This is a genomic window from Aestuariibaculum marinum (genome assembly GCF_014596975.1).
GTDB lineage: Bacteria > Bacteroidota > Bacteroidia > Flavobacteriales > Flavobacteriaceae > Aestuariibaculum > Aestuariibaculum marinum.
Map to the genome: position 1 here is coordinate 48,062 of NZ_JACVXD010000013.1, position 16,263 is coordinate 64,324.

Below are 16,263 nucleotides of genomic sequence, written 5' to 3' on the forward strand. Positions count from 1 at the left end.
TGGTTTAAATCAATGAGTGCGAAAATTAGTCAATTTCTTCGTAATCCACATATTCACCAACCTCTTTATTTGAAGATTTTCTATTAGGCATTTTATCTATGGTAACTTCACCTTCCTTTTTAGATGGTTCTTTACGGCTTTGTTGTTGAAAATTACCAAATTGCCCTCCAAATCGTTCTTCAGCTTTTTTCGAAACGTATTTTAAAAGAAACGGTGTTAATAGCCTGGAAATAATTTTTATCCCGTAATACACAAGGATAATTATCAAAATCATTCGTATCAATCCGTTCACCGATGCTTGCTGTATCATAAAATTATTTTTAACAAAAATACAATTCTATATGCTTAAAAAACGTTCAAAAATGATAAAAAATCTATAAAATCTCTATATTTGGAATGCCTAAAGCGGTATGAATACAGCATTCGTTTTATCCTTTTGATACTGCGAAAATTAAACACTTTATTATGAAGCTAATCAAATCTACTCTGTTTATTTTACTTAGTTTAATCGCCGCCAAAGGCTTTGCTCAATACACCGATGTTATAAATTCTAACCGACCAGGAGCCTCCAGAAGTGCCTTTTCTGTTGGAACAAATGTGGTGCAATTTGAAGCTGGACCTTATTTCATAAACGAAAAAAGAACACCGGCACCTAGTTACGAAGTTGAAGGTTTTGGTGTTGATTTTGCAGCACGATACGGTTTGTTATGGGAACAACTAGAGTTAAATCTGGAAGGCACCTTTCAAAGTGACACCAAAACATATACGTCGACAATAGATTCTGAAGACAAGCGCGCCAACTTTAAATACTTAACCGTTGGTGCCAAATATTTGGTTTACGATCCATATAAAAATGCAGACGACAAACCCAATTTATACAGTTGGAAAGCTAACCATGGCTTTAAATGGAGTTCTCTTATTCCTGCGGTTTCGGTCTATGCAGGCGTTAATTATGACACCGACAAGAACCCGTATACCGATGTAGGTATCGAAGGCTTCAGTCCTAAAGTCATGATAGCAACACAAAATAATTTCGCCGGAGGTTTTGTATTTATCATGAACTTTATTAAAGACCGCATTGGAACCGACCAGTCCGACTTTCAATATATTTTAACCTTAACCCATTCCTTTAGTCCAAAATGGGTTATTTTTGCAGAGACGCAAGGCATAAAAAGTGATTTCTATGCCGATAACCTATTTAGATTTGGTGGTGCTTACTTATTGAGTGAAAACTTTCAGTTGGATACCGCCGTAACGCTAAATACAAAAGATACACCGTCTGTTTTTGGGGTTAATTTTGGCATGTCGTACCGTTTAGATTTTCATCAAGATCCTTATAAGGATATCGATAATGGTACATCAGCCGAAGATGAGGGCAAACGCAGATCTCGAAGAAACAAGAACAAGAAGGGTGATGCCGACTTGATTAAAACAAAACAAAAACGCGAAACCGTAGACTTTAATTAACACTTCGGTTTTAAACCACTTTATGATTACACTAAAAGAAGTTAAAACTAAAAAAGATTTAAAAAACTTTGTAACGTTTCCTTTCAAACTATACAAAGATTCCAAATACTGGGTACCTCCTATTATAACTGAAGAAATGAAGACTTTCGATGTTAACGAAAACCCAGTTTTTCATGATGCCGAAGCTACCCTTTTTCTGGCTTACAAAAACAATGAAGCTGTTGGTCGTGTAGCCGCTATGATAAACTGGCTAGAAGTTAACGGACAAAACATAAAAAAAATGCGCTTTGGCTGGTTTGATTTTATTGACGATTTGGAGGTCTCTAAAACCCTATTAGAAAAAGTAGAGGAAATTGGTCGCAAACACAATTTAGACTACACCGAGGGCCCTGTTGGATTTTCAAATTTAGATAAAGTTGGGGTGATGTACGACGGGTTTGAAACCAGAGCGACTATGGTAACCTGGTATAACCACTCATACTACATTAAACATTATGAAGCTTTAGGTTATAATATTGAAAAATCGTATTCCGAAAGTAGTTTTTCATTTAGTAATGTTGACCCTAAGGTATTTGTAAAACTTAACGACATTGTAACGAGGCGTTACCAGTTAAAAGCTTTGAACTTCACAAAAACATCTGAAGTTATGCCTTATGTAGATCGCATGTTTGATTTATTTAATGACACTTATGCTAAACTATCGTCGTTTGTTGCGGTTACCGATATTCAAAAAGAATATTTCAAAAAGAAATTTATCGGATTTGTTAATCCTGAATACATCAAATTTATAGTAGACAAAGATGATAATTTAGTTGCGTTTGCAGTTGTTCTTCCTTCATTTGCAGAGGCTTTACAAAAAGCTAAAGGAAAATTATTCCCGTTTGGGTTCGCTCATATTTTACGAGCCAAAAAGAATAGTAAAAGTGCTATTTTCTATTTGATTGGTGTTCACCCAGAGTATCAGAACAAAGGCGTTCATGCCTTAATTTTTAATGAATTCTACGATACATTTAAAGAAAAAGGCGTTGAAACCTGCGTGAGAACACCAGAGTTAGACGATAACATAGCTATAAAACAAATATGGAAGCATTTCGATGCTACGGTTTATGCTAAGCGACGAACCTACAGAAAAAATTTATAAGCATAAAAAAAGCGCCGTTAAAAATAACGGCGCTTTTTTTTATTATTTAATAACCGGACTACTCACCCATAGCTGCAACTACCCCTGCAGATAAACGCTTATATGTTCCGTTTTCTAATCTCTCTCTAATACCATCAAAAGCATCTAAAGTAACTCTAACATCTTCTAATGTATGTGTCGCTGTAGGTATTAATCGTAATAAAATTAATCCTTTAGGAATTACAGGATACACTACTATAGAACAGAAAATACCATAGTTCTCACGTAAATCCTTAACTAAAGCCATCGCTTCAGGAATACTTCCTTTTAAGTACACTGGTGTTACGCAACTTTGTGTTGTTCCGATATCGAAACCTCTTTCTTTTAAACCAGATTGTAATGCATTTACATTTTCCCAAAGTTTGTCTTTTAACTCTGGCATAGTTTTAAGCATTTCTAAACGCTTTCTTGCCCCTACAACTAATTGCATTTGTAATGACTTAGCAAACATTTGAGAACGTAAGTTGTACTTTAAATAATCAATGATTTCCTGATCTGCTGCAATAAACGCACCAGTACCAGCCATAGACTTAGCAAACGTTGCAAAGTACACGTCAATATCATCTTGAACTCCTTGCTCTTCACCTGCTCCAGCGCCGGTTTTACCTAAAGTACCGAAACCGTGCGCATCATCAACTAAGAATCTGAAGTTATATTTCTTTTTAAGAGCGGCAATTTCCTTTAACTTACCTTGCTCACCACGCATACCAAATACTCCTTCTGAAATCACTAAAATTCCACCTCCGGTTTGTTCTGCCATTTTAGTAGCACGCTCTAAGTTTTTCTCTAAACTTTCAACATCATTGTGCTTGTAAGTAAAACGTTTCCCCATGTGTAAACGAACACCATCAATAATGCATGCATGCGCATCTACATCGTAAACAATGATATCATCTTTAGAAACCAATGCATCGATAGTCGATACCATCCCTTGGTAACCAAAGTTTAATAAATATGCTGCTTCTTTATTTACAAATTCTGCTAACTCTTTTTGAAGTAACTCATGAAGGTCTGTATGACCAGACATCATTCTTGCCCCCATTGGATATGCCGACCCATATTCTACACCAGCTTCTCCATCTACTTTACGAATTTCAGGGTGATTAGCTAAACCTAAGTAATCGTTTATACTCCAGGTAATCACTTCTTTTCCTTGAAACTTCATTCGGTTAGAAATCTGACCTTCTAATTTCGGGAATACAAAATAGCCTTCAGCTTGAGATGCCCATTTTCCTAACGGACCTTTGTCTTTATAAATTTTTTCAAATAAATCCTTCATTTATTATAAATCTTATTGCTATTAAATTTAAGCTTTAACTATTAACTTGAAGTGGCTTTTATTTAGGAAACACGGGACTTTTCCCTTGTTTTAGCCTGTTAAAAGAAAGCTTTATAGTTCTTAGTTAGCTGCTGCAAAATTAAATATTTAAATTCTTTGTACATAATTTTTAGGGTTCAATTATTTACAAAAAAAATAAAGAGATGATTTCTTGTTTTTGAAACAATTATCATCTCTTTATATATATTGTTTTTGCACTTATTTTACGTACTGAATATTTTCTGCAGCAACCTCATTTTGAGCATCAAAAAAACCTTGATCCTGCATCCATTTGTCACTGTATACTTTACTCATATATCGCGATCCATGATCTGGAAATATAACAACTACCTGATCTCCTTCTTTAAACTCTCCTCTTTCGTCTAGTTGCTTTATGGCTTGCATAGCCGCTCCTGAAGTATATCCAGAAAATAAACCTTCGGTTCTTGCTAATTCTCTCGCGGTATGAGCACTTTCCTCGTCGGTTACTTTTACAAAATCATCGATAATATCGAAATCTGTAGCACCAGGAATTAAATTTTTACCTAAACCTTCTATACGGTACGGATAAATTTCATTTTTATCAAACTCTCTAGTTTCGTGGTATTTTTTAATTACAGACCCAAAAGCATCAACACCAATTATCTTAACGTTTGGATTTTGCTCTTTCAAGTATCTTGCCGTCCCTGAAATTGTTCCTCCGGTACCACTACAAGCTACTAAATGCGTGATTTTACCTTCGGTTTGATTCCAGATTTCTGGACCTGTTGAATCGTAATGCGCATCAATATTTAATTCATTAAAATACTGATTGATGTAAATCGATCCAGGAGTCTCCTCATGAATACGCTTTGCAACTTCGTAGTAAGATCTGGGATCATCTGCAGGAACGTGAGCCGGGCAAACAAATACTTTTGCTCCCATGGTTTTTAACATGTCTATTTTATCTGGTGAAGATTTAGAACTTACTGCTAAAATACACTCATACCCTTTAATGATACTTACCATGGCTATACTGAAACCAGTATTTCCTGATGTTGTTTCAATAATGGTATCGCCTGGTTTTAAAATACCTTTCTTTTCTGCTTGCTCGATAATGTAAAGTGCTGTTCTGTCTTTAGAAGAATGCCCAGGGTTAAAAGACTCTACTTTTGCGTAGAAGTTGCCTTTAAAATTTGAGACCATTCTATTAAGCTTGATTAGCGGGGTGTTCCCCACTAAATCTAATACATTGTCGAAAACCTGTTTTTTGTTTTTCATAAATGCTTTTTATAAGCTACGGTAATATTACTGAAAATATTTGCAACCTAAAACCTGACAAAAATAAGTTTTTTTTTTTTACTGACCATAACTTGCTTCTAAATCTAATAAAAAGGCGTATTCTAACGCGACTTCTTTTAGACTTTCAAAGCGTCCTGAAGCACCTCCGTGACCAGAATCCATATCGGTGTGTAATAACAATTTATTCGAATCGGTTTTTAATTCTCGTAACTTCGCCACCCATTTTGCCGGCTCCCAATATTGCACCTGTGAATCATGAAGTCCAGTTGTTACTAAAGTATTTGGGTAAGCCTTAGCGTCTACATTATCGTATGGTGAATATGATTTCATATAGTGATAGTATTCCTCTTCATTTGGATTTCCCCATTCGTCATATTCTCCTGTGGTTAACGGAATAGAATCATCCAGCATGGTTGTTACAACATCTACAAAAGGTACTGCTGCAATAATCCCATGATATAATTCGGGATTCATATTCATTACTGCTCCCATCAACAAACCTCCGGCTGAACCTCCGTAGGCATACAAATGGTCTGCCGACGTATAATTTTCTTCTATTAAATATTTCGAACAATCGATAAAATCATAGAAGGTATTCAGCTTGGTTAAGAGTTTTCCTGTTTCGTACCAGTCGCGTCCTAAATATTCGCCTCCGCGAATATGCGCAATCGCATAAATAAACCCACGATCTAATAAACTTAAACGTACCGATGAGAATGACGGATCGATAGTGTGACCATAAGAACCATAAGCATATTGTAACAACGGACTTGTGCCATCTAGCTTGGTACCTTTTTTATAGACTAAGGAGATTGGCACTTTTACACCATCACGAGCTGTTGCCCAAACACGTTTGGATTCGTAATTATTCTTATCGAATTTACCTCCTAAAACTTCTTGTTCCTTCTTAATCTCTTTGGTTTGGGTTTTGAAATTATAATCCACCACAGAACTTGGTGATGTTAGCGAATTATAACCGTAACGTAACACATCACTATCAAAATCCGGATTGTTGCCAATATATGTCGTGTAAGTCTCACTTTCAAACGGTAAATAATAATCTTCCTTACCGTCCCAACTCATAATTCTAAGATTATTCAATCCGTTTTCACGCTCGTTAACGACTAAATAATCTTTGAAAATTTCAATATCTTCTAGTAGAACATCTTTACGATGCGAAATAACTTCTTGCCAGTTTTCAATACTTGTAGCATCTTCATGCGTTTTTAAAAGTTGAAAATTGGTAGCGCCATCATTATTTGCGATAATATAAAACTGATCATTATAATGTGCTATGCTGTATTCTAAATCGCGTTGACGCTCCTGAAACATTCTAAATTCTCCATCCGGAGTATCGGCATTTAAAATACGATATTCTGTTGTTAACGTGCTTGAAGATCCAATAACAATGTATTTCTTAGATTTCGTTTTATACACAAACGTGTTAAAGGTATCATCGGTTTCATGAAACACCTCAACATCATCTTTAGCCTCTGATCCTAATTTATGCTTCATTATTTTACTAGAACGAAGGGTTACTTCATCTTTTATACAGTAAAACAAAGTTTTATTATCACTTGCCCAGGTACTGCTACTAGTTGTGTTCTCGATTTTATCAGGGTAAATTTCACCAGTTACCAAATTCTTAACTTGAATAGTGTACTGGCGTCTTCCAACGGTATCTAATGAAAAACTTGCCATGGTGTTATCCGGGCTGATAGAAATACTACCTAAATTGAAAAACGAATGCCCTTCCGCCATAGCGTTACAATCGAACAAAACTTCTTCAGGAGCATCTAAGGTTTCCTTCTTTCTGGCATAAACGGGGTAATCCTTCCCTTTTTCGTAACGTGTAATGTACCAATAGCCATTTAATTTGTAAGGAACTGTAGTGTCGTCTTCCTTAATTCGGCCTTTCATCTCTTCAAATAACTCTTTTTGAAACCCTTCGGTATGAGACATGACTGCCTTGGTATAGTCATTCTCTGCATTCAAATAATCAATCACTTCCGGGTTTTCTCTTTCATTTAACCAATAGTAATTATCTATCCTTACATCGCCATGCATTGTAAGTTCCTTTGGTTTTATGGTAGCTTTTGGTGGAGTTGCTAAAACTTTACTTTCTGTCATTTTCGCTTCTTTTTTACACGAGTTCGCAAAAATAATGCTAATGATTAATATAATGTTGATGTTTTTCATTTTTCAAGAAATTTAATTCTGATTTTAACTTGAATCCCTAAATTTGCCACAAAAAATCACACACTATGTTTGGAGATATGATGAATATGATGGGAAAACTTAAAGAAACCCAGCAAAAAGTTGAAGATACAAAAAAACGTTTGGACACTGTTTTAATTGATGAGTCTAGTAATGACAACAAATTAAAAATTACATTAACCGCAAACCGAACTATTAAGTCTATTGACATTAACGATGAGCTTCTAGAAGATAAAGAGCAACTTGAAGACTATTTAATTCTAACTTTAAACAAGGCTATTGAAAAAGCGACTAAAGTAAACGAAGCTGAATTAGCTGCCGTTGCTAAAGAAGGTATGCCAAACATACCCGGTATGGATTTATTTAAGTAAACCTAAAAAGTTTGGAGACACTCCAAAACTTTTTCATGCATACTATTGGTATAATCGAGGTGAGTTACCATGCGTAGCTTACCTCCACCCATACCAATAATATGAATGTTATTTTCTTCTAATTTGTTTAAGAAAGCATTCTCATCAACATCTGCGTGCAATTCAAAAATAACAATGTTTGTTTCGATCGCCTCTACAGATTTTACCGCTGATAATTTACCAAGCGCTTCTCCTAACTCTTTAGCCTTTTTATGATCTTCTGCTAAACGATTAATGTTGTTATCTAAAGCATGCAACCCGGCAGCCGCCAGATACCCCACCTGACGCATATTACCACCAAATATTTTACGGACTCTTAAGGCCTCCTTCATTATATCGGCATCTCCTACTAAAACCGATCCGACAGGGCATCCCAAACCTTTACTTAAGCACACCGAAATCGTATCGAATACATCACCATATTGTTTGGGCGTTTCATTTTTTGCAACCAACGCATGCCATAATCGCGCACCGTCTAAATGAAATCCGAAATTATGGGTATTGCAAACTTCCTTTATCTTTAATAATTCTTGGTAATCCCAACACGCACCACCGCCCTTGTTAGTCGTGTTTTCAACTTCTACCAAACTGGTTTTCGCATAGTAATAAGCATCCGGATTTATAGCTTCTACAACCTGATCTGCAGTAAACATACCTCGATCGCCATCTATCAATTTACAGGACACGCCACTATTAAAAGACGCTCCGCCCGATTCATAATTATAGATGTGAGCATACTTATCACAAATCACCTGTTCTCCCGGATTGGTATGTAATTTTATAGCCGTTTGATTGGCCATCGTACCACTCGGAAAAAACAAGGCTTGCTCTTTTCCGAACATGTCTGCAATTCGTTTTTCAAGAATATTCATGGTTTCATCCTCGCGGAAGACATCATCCCCAACTTGTGCTTGCATCATGGCCTCAAGCATGTCTGTACTTGGTTTTGTAACGGTATCACTGCGTAAATCTATTTTCATCTAAAAAAGAAATTAAAAGCTCAATTGTCGAGTAAAACTATAAAATTATCTCAACAATACTTTTCTGCTCTTCCTTTAAATTTTATTTTTGTTGAAAATAAAAGCCAATACTTGGCGAATACTATAAAATTGACATATGATAACTTCCGATCAAATTAAAGATCTTAACACCCGCCTTGATAAACTAAGGCACTATCTTTGACTTAGATAGAAAACTTATTGAAATACAAAACGAAGAAGAAAAAACCTTTGACCCCGATTTCTGGAACGATCCAAAAGCTGCCGAAGCTATTATGAAATCGCTTCGTGTGAAAAAAAAATGGGTTGAAGATTACAACACCATAAAAACACTTATTGAAGATTTAGATGTTCTTTATGAGTTTTATAAAGAAGGTGAATCTACCGAAGAAGATGTACAAAACCAGTACGATAAAGCTTCTGTGCTTTTAGAAGATACTGAGTTTAAAAACATGCTTTCTGATGAAGGTGATAGCCTAAGTGCCGTACTTCAAATTACCGCTGGTGCCGGCGGTACCGAAAGTTGCGACTGGGCAAGTATGCTAATGCGCATGTACTTAATGTACGCCGAAAAAAGCGGCTTCAAGGTTAAAGAATTAAACTTTCAGGAAGGTGATGTTGCAGGGATAAAAACCGTAACATTAGAAATCGAAGGCGACTTCGCTTTCGGCTGGCTTAAAGGTGAAAATGGGGTGCATCGTTTAGTGCGTATTTCTCCATTTGACAGTAATGCAAAGCGTCATACTAGTTTTGCCTCGGTATATGTGTATCCACTGGTTGATGACACCATTGAAATTGAAATCAACCCTGCTGATATTGAAATTACAACTGCCAGATCAAGTGGTGCCGGTGGGCAAAACGTGAATAAGGTAGAAACTAAAGTTCAGTTAACGCACAAGCCTACAGGTATTCAAATTTCATGTTCCGAAACCCGTTCGCAACACGATAACCGTGCACGTGCCATGCAAATGCTTAAATCTCAACTTTATGAAATTGAACTGCAAAAGCAAATGGCGCAGCGTGAAGATATTGAGGCTAGTAAAATGAAAATTGAATGGGGAAGCCAGATTCGCAATTACGTCATGCAACCTTATAAATTGGTTAAAGATGTTAGGACAAGTCACGAAACCAGTAATGTAGATGCCGTTATGGATGGAAATATTGGTCCGTTTTTAAAAGCCTATCTCATGATGATGGGACAACAAGTTGAAGACGAGAACACACTATGATAGATACTATAATTTTCGATTTAGGCGGCGTACTTATCGACTGGAATCCTGAGTATGTCTTTTTAGAAGCCTTTAATGGCGACAAAGAAAAAACAACTTGGTTTTTACAAAACATATGCACTGGCGACTGGAATGAAAATCAGGATGCTGGCTATCCACTAGCTCAGGCCACCGAAGATTTAGTAAATAAACACCCTGAATACGAATCGTATATCCGTATGTTTTACGGTGATTGGGAAAAAATGCTGGGAGGAGTCATCGAAGGCACAGTAGCTATATTAGACAAGTTCATTCAGTCTAAAAACTATAAAGTGGTCGCTTTAACCAATTGGAGTAACGAAACCTTCCCTATCGCCCAAAGACGATTTGAATTTTTAAAGTGGTTTGATGGTATTGTGGTTTCTGGAGATGAAAACACCAGAAAACCTTTTAAAGACATTTACGACATTACGTTAGACCGTTTCAATATCACTCCTGAAAACGCGCTTTTTATTGATGACAATCTCCGAAATATCGAGGCCGCAAAAGCATTAAAAATAAACGGAATTCACTTTAAAAATCCAGAACAATTAATTGACGATTTAAAATCTTATAATATTCATATCTCATGATTAAAATATATCACAACAACCGATGCAGTAAATCTCGTTTAGGTGTACAATTTTTAGAAGATGCTGGTAAAGACTTCGAAATTGTGAAATATCTTGAAAACGTTCCTACCGAAGCCGAATTAACGGAAATTATTAAGCTTTTAGGAATTACTCCAATAGAATTAGTTAGAAAAAATGAAGCCGTTTGGAAATCCGATTACAAAGGAAAAGACTTGAGTGATTCACAAATCATAAAGGCTATGGTTGAAAATCCGAAATTAATAGAACGCCCAATAGTCATAAATGGCGATAAAGGCGTGGTTGGAAGACCAACAGAAAAAATTGCTGAAATTTTTTAAATTCTGAAATCATATTTAGGAAGGTTTTTATTTATATTTAATTTTTTAAAACTGACCTTCCTAAGTATGAAAAAAGTATTGGCTTATGTCCTTCCCTTGGTAATGCTATCGGCATTACTTTTTTTTACCCTTACATCATATTCTAAAACAACTACCGTACCGGTAACTAAATTAGAAAACACCGAACAATTGAGTGGACGGGAATTGGCGAAAAGATACTGTACTATGTGTCACCTTTTTCCTGAACCAAATTTATTAGACAAAACCACCTGGACAGATAAAGTTTTACCAAATATGGGACTTCGTTTAGGGGTTAAAGATTCAAAAACCGACCCTTATAAAGATTTAGATCCCAAAGAAATTCAAATTATAAAAAGCCTGAACATCTTTCCGAATAATCAAATTATTCTGGATGATGACTGGGAAAAAATTGTAAAATACTATAAAAGCGAAGCACCCTCAAAACTTCCGGTTGCTAAAAACAATACACCTGTTAACAACAATTTAATGCCTTTCGAAGCCCAATATATCACCGTTGGCGATAACAAAATGCCAATGGTTACTATGTTGGAATACAATAAAAAAACTTCGGAATTATACATTGGAGATTTCAACAATCTCTATGCGGTAAAAAACACAGGGGAATTAACGGGCCATTGGAAATTAAACAGCCCCGCCACTCATGCTGAATTTCGAGATAATAAATCGCCTTTAATTTTAGGTATAGGTCATTTTGCGCCTTCAGACCAAGAAAAAGGTATGCTGGCCAGCCTCTATCCTTCTCAAAACAGTAACGATAATATTTTTATTCAAAACTTAAAACGTCCCGTACATTTTGTTACTGGCGATTTAAATAATGATAATAAAAAAGATGTAGTTGTTTGTAATTTTGGAAATTATACGGGTAAACTATCCTGGTTCGAGGATTTTGACCTTAATAAGGAACATGTATTAAGTTACCTTCCCGGAGCCCGTGTAGCCTATATAAAAGATATGAACAACGATGGTAAACCAGATGTAATTGCTTTAATGGCTCAGGCTTTTGAGCGCGTTTCCGTTTTTTACAATCAAGGTAATGGTATTTTTGAAGAAGATAAGGTAGTTGAATTTCCGCCTGTATATGGTGTTAGCTATCTGGATCTGGTAGATATAAATAAAGACGGATTTAGCGACCTTATTGTAAGTAACGGGGATAATTGGGATTTATCTCCTATAGAAAAACCCTATCACGGATTTAGAATTTACCTAAATGATGGTAAAAACCATTTTAAAGAAAGCTACTTCTACCCTTTTAGCGGGTGTAGTAAAGTTATGACTGGTGATTTTGATGGTGATAACGATTTAGATATTGTAGCCATTTCTTTTTATTCGCAATTAGATAGGCCTAATGAAAGTTTTGTTTATCTGCAGAATGATGGTAACATGAATTTTACGGCATCGCATTTACCCCAGGCGAAAGACGGAAAATGGCTAACTATGGAAATTGCCGATTTTAACAACGACAAAAAAGATGATGTTCTCTTAGGGTCGTTCATTTATAATATATCAGAAATGGGAAAAGCAGCGACTTCTGCTGGTCACGCTAACTTCTCGCAGGTGCTTTTACTAACGCAAAAAAAATAACTACTTGGTAACATCTGGTTAACTTGCTAATTAACTTTATTTTAACAAAACCCTACTAAACTTATATGTTTTTTTGAAGTCTAATACTTTAAAAAACAACTATGACCAAATATCTACTAACTGTCTTTTCAATTTTTGGCTTGACATTTTCACTTATTGCCCAACCCAAAAGCACAGATCCTGTCGCTGAAAAAAATATCATTATTACAGGACGTGTAATTGATAAAGACCTTAAAATACCTTTAGAATATGCAACTGTTGCCTTTTTCAGTAAATCTGAAAATAAAATTGTTGACGGCTGTATAACAGACACCAATGGTAATTTTAGTATCCCTGTTGCTAAAGGTATTTATGATATTACTATCGAATACATATCTTACAAAAAAGTTACACTTAACAATAAAAACCTAACTAAAAACGAAGATTTAGGAACTATTGGTCTTGTTGAAAACTTAGCTGCTTTAGACGAGGTTGAAATTATTGCTGAAAAAACTACGGTTGAAATAAAACTCGACAAAAAAATATATAACATTGGTAAAGATTTAACCACTGCCGGAGGAACGGTTAGCGACGCTTTAAACAATGTACCGTCTGTATCTGTTGATGTTGAAGGCGCCATTAGTTTAAGAGGAAATGAAAATGTTAGAATTTTAATTAACGGAAAACCTTCTGCTATGGCAGGATTTGGCGACACCAATATATTCAGTCAGTTACCGGCTGAAGCTATCGAGCGTGTTGAAGTGATAACATCGCCTTCTGCAAGATACGACGCCGAGGGTACTGCGGGTATTTTAAATATCATTTTAAGACAAAAGGAAACATTAGGGTTTAACGGATCTTTTAACTTAACGCTGGGAAATCCAGATAATGTAGGGGTATCTGCTAATTTAAATTACCGTACAGAAAAATTCAACCTGTTTTCTAATTTAGGGTTTCGTTATTCGGCACCTCCAAGAATTAGCTTTAACGATAGTAAATACTCAGCAACAACCGTAGACGGGGTAACTACTAATCCGGAATACGAAAGAATTATTGAGGATCAAAAGGTCGATCGCCTTAATAGAAATTACAATGCCAATACAGGAATTGAATATTTCTTAAGTGATAAAACTTCTGTAACGGCTAGTTTATTCTATAATTTTGGTAACGACGACGATTTATCGCTTAATACCAGTGATCGTTACAACGGCGGAAGTATCGTTGAAAAAACCTTAAGAAGTGAACAGGAAAGTGAAGATGATAATAAATACCAGGTTGCGTTAAACTACATTACTAAGTTTAACGATGACGGACACCAATTAACGGCCGACTTTCAATATGAAAATGGTTCAGAAGATAAATCGACCGTTATTAACGAAGATTACATTTTCACTGATAAAACCAATCCTGATGCTTTCCAAAATGAGAATGTTTTCACTGTAGAAGATGAAAAAGAGTATTTATTACAGGCCGATTATGTGTTACCTATAAATGATAAATCGCGTTTTGAAGCTGGTTATCGTGGAAATTTCAGAAATAAATTAACCGATTACGTGCTACAACAAGAAGACATAAGCGATGGTAGCTACTTTGTTAACGATACATTAACGAACATTTTTGATTATACTCAGAATGTAAATGCCCTGTACACACAATACGGAACCAAATTTGGAGAGTTCTCTTTCTTATTGGGTTTACGCTTGGAAAACACACAGCTTAAAGGCGATATTGACTCTCGTTTAACCGAAGAAGAGCTGCAAACAGCTTTTGGATATCCTATTGATACTTCATTTGATAATAATTATTTAGGGCTCTTCCCTACAGTGAATTTGATATATAATTTAGCTGGTGGTAGTGAAGATTCAGAAGAAAATATTTCATTTGGTTATAACAGACGTATTAACAGACCTAATAGTTGGTTTATAAATCCGTTCCCATCGCGTTCAAGCCGAACAACGGTATTTCAAGGTAATCCTAACCTAGAGCCTGCCTTTGCAAGCGCCTTTGATATTGGGTACTTAAAACGTTGGGATAAATTAACTTTAACCTCTTCCATCTACTACCAATACGAAACAGACTCCTTTGAGTTTATTCAGGAAAATACCGGATATTATACTTCTGATGGTATTCAAATTACTCGAAGAATCCCTATAAACCTGTCGAACAATACCAGAACGGGGGGTGAAGTTGGTGTTATGTATAACCCTGAAAAATGGTTGCGCATTAATTCTAGTTTTAACTTCTTCCAGTTTGAAAAAGAAGGTGAATTTAATGGTATTGATTATGGCACTAAAAACACAAGTTGGTTCGCACGTTTTAGTAGTAAAGTAACGCTTCCTGCAAGTATTGATTGGCAAACCAATATGAACTACCGTGGCCCGAGTGCTACCGCTCAAGGAGAAACCGAAGGTATTTTCTCTATAGACTTAGCATTTAGTAAGGATATCTTAAATAACAATGCTACGTTGTCGTTAAATGCTAGAGATTTATTGAACTCTAGAAAACGTAAATCAACAAGATTCACTGAAGGTATTGAAACCTACAGCGAGTTCCAATGGAGACAACGCCAGGTTAATCTATCTTTAATTTACAGATTCAACCAACAAAAGAAACGTGAACGCCCTAACGGTGGCGGAGGCATGGACGACGATGATATGGGAGGTTTTTAAAACAAACCTCCTCCAACAAAAAAAGGGAAGCTAAATTATTAGCTTCCCTTTTTTATTAATATGTTATCAAAAAATGTTAGGCGTTTTGACGCTTAGCTTTTTTCTCTTCTCTAATTTCTTTCATTCTTTCAATTAAAGCGCCTCCAATCCAGTAAGGAATTACGAACGTTAATAAGAAAATCATTAACCAAAACCCTATGGTTAAGATGGTTAAAAATGCTAAAAATCCTAAATATTGGTCAAAATCGAACATAATTGTTAAGTGTCTTTTAAAAAATATGTAGCAAAGATAGTATAAAGCTTTTTGTAATACAATATGATTCTAAAATTTATTAACAGAGTTTTCAAGATTTATAACCTTCATATTACAGTTAGCTCAGCTATTTTCAGATAACTCTTTTACTATTTGAAGCGCTTCAACAAACGTTTTCTCGAAATATAACTGATATTCCTCGGCGGTATCTAAACCAACCTCTAGAGTCGTCAGTCCATTTACTTTTGTTAATGTATAATCTTCTTTAGCACCCAACCAATCTTTGGTCTTTTCATCTGGAGGCAACTCAATACCTTTCTCAAGCATGCCTAAATGTTCAATGCCCATAAATTCGTTGGTTACCCTTTTATAAATTCTGCTCACCATACCACTGCCCTCCCCATTTACAAACAAAGCCTTGCTTCCTTCCTGCCAATCTGTTTTTACTTGTGAATCTTCACTAAAAACCTTAGTCCATTTCGGATAGGTTTCAGCTCCCCAAAGTACTTCCCAAACCTTAGATTTTTCAGCACTAATTTCAACCTTGAAATTTACCCTCTGTAACATAATTAAACTGTATTAAAATGAGATCACTAAAATTATGACTTAATTTACTAAACCACTATGGACTTGAAGTCCATAGGTTTGTTACACGAGGGACTAAAGTCCCTCTTTCTTACTCTAATATGA

The 16,263-nt window shown here is 35.6% G+C and carries 15 protein-coding genes; 8 read left to right on the forward strand and 7 right to left on the reverse strand.

The window, feature by feature from the left end; all coding sequences use genetic code 11:
• Positions 1 to 25: 25 nt before the first annotated feature.
• Positions 26 to 310 (reverse strand): DUF4834 family protein, encoded by a 285-nt coding sequence (locus ICJ85_RS15180; RefSeq protein ID WP_188224654.1) that lies wholly within the window; start codon positions 308 to 310, stop codon positions 26 to 28.
• Positions 311 to 465: 155 nt separating this feature from the next.
• Here ICJ85_RS15180 and ICJ85_RS15185 point away from each other — a divergent pair, with 155 nt between their 5' ends.
• Entirely contained in the window at positions 466 to 1,467 is a 1,002-nt protein-coding gene (locus ICJ85_RS15185; protein WP_188224655.1) for a transporter, read from the forward strand.
• Between the two features lie 22 nt (positions 1,468 to 1,489).
• Positions 1,490 to 2,608 carry a GNAT family N-acetyltransferase gene (locus ICJ85_RS15190; RefSeq protein ID WP_188224656.1) on the forward strand — a complete coding sequence of 373 codons (1,119 nt, stop codon included), beginning with the start codon at positions 1,490 to 1,492 and terminating at the stop codon, positions 2,606 to 2,608.
• A gap of 58 nt (positions 2,609 to 2,666) precedes the next feature.
• Here ICJ85_RS15190 and ICJ85_RS15195 read toward each other — a convergent pair whose 3' ends face one another.
• The 3 genes from ICJ85_RS15195 to ICJ85_RS15205 form a co-directional block, all read right to left on the reverse strand.
• On the reverse strand, positions 2,667 to 3,926 hold the full coding sequence (locus ICJ85_RS15195) for an aminotransferase class I/II-fold pyridoxal phosphate-dependent enzyme (RefSeq protein ID WP_188224657.1): 1,260 nt from the start codon (positions 3,924 to 3,926) through the stop codon (positions 2,667 to 2,669).
• A gap of 258 nt (positions 3,927 to 4,184) precedes the next feature.
• A complete protein-coding gene (locus ICJ85_RS15200) occupies positions 4,185 to 5,225 on the reverse strand; it encodes a PLP-dependent cysteine synthase family protein (RefSeq protein WP_188224658.1) in 1,041 nt (346 codons plus the stop codon).
• A gap of 78 nt (positions 5,226 to 5,303) precedes the next feature.
• On the reverse strand, positions 5,304 to 7,445 hold the full coding sequence (locus ICJ85_RS15205) for a S9 family peptidase (protein WP_188224659.1): 2,142 nt from the start codon (positions 7,443 to 7,445) through the stop codon (positions 5,304 to 5,306).
• 65 nt (positions 7,446 to 7,510) lie between these two features.
• On the opposite strand from ICJ85_RS15205, the gene ICJ85_RS15210 reads away from it, so the two are divergent.
• Complete coding sequence (locus tag ICJ85_RS15210) at positions 7,511 to 7,834, forward strand: YbaB/EbfC family nucleoid-associated protein (protein ID WP_188224660.1); 324 nt, start codon at positions 7,511 to 7,513, stop codon at positions 7,832 to 7,834.
• A gap of 2 nt (positions 7,835 to 7,836) precedes the next feature.
• On the opposite strand, the gene ICJ85_RS15215 is transcribed toward ICJ85_RS15210, so the two are convergent.
• Entirely contained in the window at positions 7,837 to 8,853 is a 1,017-nt protein-coding gene (locus tag ICJ85_RS15215; RefSeq protein ID WP_188224661.1) for a threonine aldolase family protein, read from the reverse strand.
• A 136-nt stretch (positions 8,854 to 8,989) separates the two neighbouring features.
• Between ICJ85_RS15215 and prfB the strand changes: the two genes are divergently transcribed.
• From prfB to ICJ85_RS15240, 5 genes are all read left to right on the forward strand, one after another.
• Positions 8,990 to 10,100 (forward strand): peptide chain release factor 2 gene (gene prfB / locus ICJ85_RS15220; protein ID WP_188224662.1). Its coding sequence is split into 2 segments (ribosomal slippage): positions 8,990 to 9,052 and positions 9,054 to 10,100, totalling 1,110 coding nucleotides; the frame shifts between segments, so codons are not numbered across the junction.
• Positions 10,097 to 10,711 carry an HAD family hydrolase gene (locus ICJ85_RS15225; RefSeq protein WP_188224663.1) on the forward strand — a complete coding sequence of 205 codons (615 nt, stop codon included), beginning with the start codon at positions 10,097 to 10,099 and terminating at the stop codon, positions 10,709 to 10,711. The genes prfB and ICJ85_RS15225 overlap by 4 nt, the downstream gene beginning before the upstream one ends.
• A complete protein-coding gene (gene arsC, locus ICJ85_RS15230; RefSeq protein WP_188224664.1) occupies positions 10,708 to 11,049 on the forward strand; it encodes an arsenate reductase (glutaredoxin) in 342 nt (113 codons plus the stop codon). The genes ICJ85_RS15225 and arsC overlap by 4 nt, the downstream gene beginning before the upstream one ends.
• Positions 11,050 to 11,115: 66 nt before the next feature.
• Positions 11,116 to 12,672: an FG-GAP repeat domain-containing protein gene (locus tag ICJ85_RS15235; protein ID WP_188224665.1), complete on the forward strand. Its 1,557-nt coding sequence runs from the start codon at positions 11,116 to 11,118 to the stop codon at positions 12,670 to 12,672.
• 101 nt (positions 12,673 to 12,773) lie between these two features.
• Complete coding sequence (locus ICJ85_RS15240) at positions 12,774 to 15,320, forward strand: outer membrane beta-barrel protein (RefSeq protein ID WP_188224666.1); 2,547 nt, start codon at positions 12,774 to 12,776, stop codon at positions 15,318 to 15,320.
• Between the two features lie 76 nt (positions 15,321 to 15,396).
• Here ICJ85_RS15240 and ICJ85_RS15245 read toward each other — a convergent pair whose 3' ends face one another.
• Together ICJ85_RS15245 and ICJ85_RS15250 are read right to left on the reverse strand one after the other, a co-directional pair.
• Positions 15,397 to 15,573 carry an ATP synthase subunit B family protein gene (locus ICJ85_RS15245; protein WP_188215779.1) on the reverse strand — a complete coding sequence of 59 codons (177 nt, stop codon included), beginning with the start codon at positions 15,571 to 15,573 and terminating at the stop codon, positions 15,397 to 15,399.
• Positions 15,574 to 15,696: 123 nt separating this feature from the next.
• Positions 15,697 to 16,140 carry an SRPBCC domain-containing protein gene (locus tag ICJ85_RS15250; protein ID WP_188224667.1) on the reverse strand — a complete coding sequence of 148 codons (444 nt, stop codon included), beginning with the start codon at positions 16,138 to 16,140 and terminating at the stop codon, positions 15,697 to 15,699.
• Between the last annotated feature and the right edge of the window lie 123 nt (positions 16,141 to 16,263).

Excerpts from the sequence above, each read along its gene's own strand:
- ICJ85_RS15205 (WP_188224659.1), bottom strand. The coding sequence starts at position 7,445 with ATGAAAAACATCAACATTATATTAATCATTAGCATTATTTTTGCGAAC.
- ICJ85_RS15225 (WP_188224663.1), top strand. The coding sequence starts at position 10,097 with ATGATAGATACTATAATTTTCGATTTAGGCGGCGTACTTATCGACTGG.
- ICJ85_RS15240 (WP_188224666.1), top strand. The coding sequence starts at position 12,774 with ATGACCAAATATCTACTAACTGTCTTTTCAATTTTTGGCTTGACATTT.
- ICJ85_RS15210 (WP_188224660.1), top strand. The coding sequence starts at position 7,511 with ATGTTTGGAGATATGATGAATATGATGGGAAAACTTAAAGAAACCCAG.
- ICJ85_RS15200 (WP_188224658.1), bottom strand. The coding sequence starts at position 5,225 with ATGAAAAACAAAAAACAGGTTTTCGACAATGTATTAGATTTAGTGGGG.
- ICJ85_RS15235 (WP_188224665.1), top strand. The coding sequence starts at position 11,116 with ATGAAAAAAGTATTGGCTTATGTCCTTCCCTTGGTAATGCTATCGGCA.
- arsC (WP_188224664.1), top strand. The coding sequence starts at position 10,708 with ATGATTAAAATATATCACAACAACCGATGCAGTAAATCTCGTTTAGGT.
- ICJ85_RS15215 (WP_188224661.1), bottom strand. The coding sequence starts at position 8,853 with ATGAAAATAGATTTACGCAGTGATACCGTTACAAAACCAAGTACAGAC.
- ICJ85_RS15190 (WP_188224656.1), top strand. The coding sequence starts at position 1,490 with ATGATTACACTAAAAGAAGTTAAAACTAAAAAAGATTTAAAAAACTTT.
- ICJ85_RS15185 (WP_188224655.1), top strand. The coding sequence starts at position 466 with ATGAAGCTAATCAAATCTACTCTGTTTATTTTACTTAGTTTAATCGCC.
- ICJ85_RS15180 (WP_188224654.1), bottom strand. The coding sequence starts at position 310 with ATGATACAGCAAGCATCGGTGAACGGATTGATACGAATGATTTTGATA.
- ICJ85_RS15250 (WP_188224667.1), bottom strand. The coding sequence starts at position 16,140 with ATGTTACAGAGGGTAAATTTCAAGGTTGAAATTAGTGCTGAAAAATCT.
- ICJ85_RS15245 (WP_188215779.1), bottom strand. The coding sequence starts at position 15,573 with ATGTTCGATTTTGACCAATATTTAGGATTTTTAGCATTTTTAACCATC.
- ICJ85_RS15195 (WP_188224657.1), bottom strand. The coding sequence starts at position 3,926 with ATGAAGGATTTATTTGAAAAAATTTATAAAGACAAAGGTCCGTTAGGA.